The organism is Priestia sp. JV24 (genome assembly GCF_025910025.1).
GTDB lineage: Bacteria > Bacillota > Bacilli > Bacillales > Bacillaceae_H > Priestia > Priestia megaterium.
In genome coordinates this window covers 1-2,976 of sequence record NZ_JAPCIN010000036.1, presented here as the reverse complement: position 1 = coordinate 2,976, position 2,976 = coordinate 1, and the positions used below count along the sequence as shown (strand labels likewise).

The window sequence follows — 2,976 nt, the reverse complement described above, 5'->3', positions numbered from 1 at the left end:
GGAGGAAAAGACAGGCATGCTTTTCTTCCCTTTGTGTTTGCAGCTTACTTTGTTACGCTGGGATGTATTTATTCCTCTAGCGTTAAGCTGTTTGGGGTATTATTAGGACCTATTTGGCTGCCCATGTTATGTGTAATACCAGGATTAGCTTTGGGAACCATATTGAGAAAAATATCGAATTAACTAAAGCTAAATTTCTCATTGTATAAATGAGAAATTTAGTTTGTTTTATTTGAATTTCTTTAGTCTTATAAATCCACATTTTCTTAGTGTTATTCCAATTATGAGTTTAATGCTGTTAATAATGATTATATAAACCATTTTTGTGATTGCGGATAGGTAAGTTCATATAATATAAACTATCGTATGTAAATAGCTGCTGAATTTGTGATTTCAATTTTTTTAGCTTATTCATTGTGCATGGATAAAAGAACAACCGCAGCGGTAATAAGAAGTCCACCTAACAGTTGATACATTCCAAATGATTCGTTTAACCAAATGATTGAAACAACTGCTGCAACTAGTGGTTCAATGCTAGATAATAGACTTGTTTCCGTTGCGCTTAAATATTTAAGACTACCAATGTAGAGGATAAAAGATAACGTCCCACTAATAATTACGAGAAACAATATTAATAACGTGTTAAATGTTAATGTATGTGTCAAATGTACCGCACTAAAACCTTCGCTGTATATAAGTAAAGCAATGCCACCAATTAACATGCCCCAGCCAACGATGATAACGGTCCCCCACTCTTTTATCAATGCTCTAGGATGGAGGGTATAAAAAGTAAAGCCCAGTGTTGTAAGTAGACCAAGGATAATGGCTTTCTTCGAAAATACAATATTTTCAACAGAACCATTCGTAATTAGAAAAAAAGTTCCCACTAAAGCTGCAACGACCGCCAATAGTTGTATTATCGTTGGTAGTTTCTTTGTTTGTATTGTGATGTAAATGGTGATTAAAACAGGACCAAGAAATTGAAATAGCATTGCCGTAACGGCATTACTCACACGGATGGTTTCAATAAAAGCATACTGAGCGCCAAGCATCCCTAGAACACCAAATATAATTAGTTGGACCCAATGGCTTGGATGCTTCCAAACACCAAATATATTTTTTTTAGTAAGATATAGTAGTGTCAAAGTTATAATGCCGGCAAGTAGTAACCTTACAATGAGAAATTTACTTGATGTGAGGCTACTATTTTGAAAGAGCCATTGTATCATTGGACCCGAGACTCCCCATAATGCAGTCCCACTAATAACCATTAAAAATCCAATATGCTGCGATGTTTTCATGATGAATCCCCCTTGTTGAGATGTTTCTATGAAGATAGAAATAATTTTATAAAAATATTATAATGAGTACCTGGCTTTTTATGGAGGGTCATATTATACTTTATCGAAGGGGTCAGTTAAAATAATGGAATTAACACCAATGCTTGATTTACATAGTAGAAAACCTCTATATGTACAGTTGTATAGTTTTATAAAACAGGAAATCGAAACAGGAAAGCTCCCACCCTACTCTAAGCTGCCTTCCAAACGGAAACTTTCTAGGCATTTACAGGTTAGTCAAAATACCATTGAAGCAGCATACGAGCAACTTGTTGCAGAAGGATATATCGAAGGAATTTCACGTAAAGGGTACTTTGTATGTAAAATAGAGCAATCATTTCGTAACCTAAAAGAAAGCGTTATATATATCAAAGAAAAGTCCTATAAAAATAATTTCGCCTTTGATTTCACTCAAACAGGCGTAGATTATTACTCATTTCCTTTTACAGTATTCAGGAAAATATCTAATGATATATTAAGGGATGAAAATAAAGGCTTATTAAGGATAGGACATCCTCAGGGAGAATATGATATTCGTGAAGCCATCGCTTTATATCTTTACAAGTCTCGAGGTGTTCGAGCATCACCAAGTCAGATAATTATTGGATCAGGTACACCAACACTTATTAGACTTTTATTTAAGCTAGTAAAAGGAAGTTTGTATGCTGTGGAGGATCCTGGGTATCATCGCAGACTTGTAACCTTTGAAAAGGGGAACGCAAATGTACGTCTAATTGCCCTTGATGATGATGGGATAATGATATCTAAATTAGAGGATAGTGATGCTGACATAGCTTTTGTTACCCCATCACATCAATTTCCGTGTGGAATGATTATGTCCATTTCAAGACGGAAACAGCTTTTAAACTGGGCTCAAAAAAAAGATGGGCGTTACATTGTAGAGGATGATTATGACAGTGAGTTTCGTTATTCAGGAAAGCCAATTCCGGCTTTACAAAGTTTAGATTCTCAAGAGAAAGTAATCTATATGGGGACGTTCTCAAAAGCATTACTACCCTCATTACGTATAAGTTATATGGTACTCCCCCAACCATTAATTGAAAATTTTCATAAAAATCACTTTAGCTTCGTTCAGTCTGTATCACGCCTTGACCAAGAAATCATTAAAAGATTTATGCAGGAAGGCTACTGGGAAAAACATATTAATAAAATGCGAGTTGTTTACAGAAAAAAAAGAGATGGACTCATCGCAGCAATTTCAACTTATTTTCCAGACTCCGTTGAAGTTATTGGGCTTAATTCTGGGTTACATTTTTTAATGCAGCCAAATAATGGTATGAGTGAACAAGAACTTATTGAAAGCGCAGCAAAATATAGTATCAAAGTCTACCCAGTATCGGAATATGGGCAGAATAATAACCAAACTGTTCTGTTAGGCTTTGCAGTCCTATCTGAAAAAGAAATTCATACGGCAATTCAATTGTTAGCAAAAGCTTGGATGGGATAACCCTTTTGTATGAAGAGTACTCATGTCATAAATTATCTATGACATGAGTGCTTTCCTCTGCATTTATCTCTATTTTGGGGGAATTTGTTTAACTGTGCCATCCAATTATTAAAAAAGACCTCTATATCCAGTTCTTGACCCTCGTATTCTACGATATAAGGCACTTCT

At 35.1% G+C, this 2,976-nt stretch carries 2 protein-coding genes and 1 pseudogene; 2 read left to right on the top strand and 1 reads right to left on the bottom strand.

Annotation, left to right across the window (positions count from 1 at the left end):
* Positions 1 to 183: pseudogene (locus OK414_RS27660) on the top strand (hypothetical protein); the annotation flags it as partial.
* Between the two features lie 224 nt (positions 184 to 407).
* Here OK414_RS27660 and OK414_RS27655 read toward each other — a convergent pair.
* Entirely contained in the window at positions 408 to 1,301 is an 894-nt protein-coding gene (locus tag OK414_RS27655) for a DMT family transporter (protein ID WP_034655547.1), read from the bottom strand.
* A gap of 121 nt (positions 1,302 to 1,422) precedes the next feature.
* Between OK414_RS27655 and OK414_RS27650 the strand changes: the two genes are divergently transcribed.
* A complete protein-coding gene (locus tag OK414_RS27650) occupies positions 1,423 to 2,808 on the top strand; it encodes a PLP-dependent aminotransferase family protein (protein ID WP_205664446.1) in 1,386 nt (461 codons plus the stop codon).
* Positions 2,809 to 2,976: the final 168 nt, after the last annotated feature.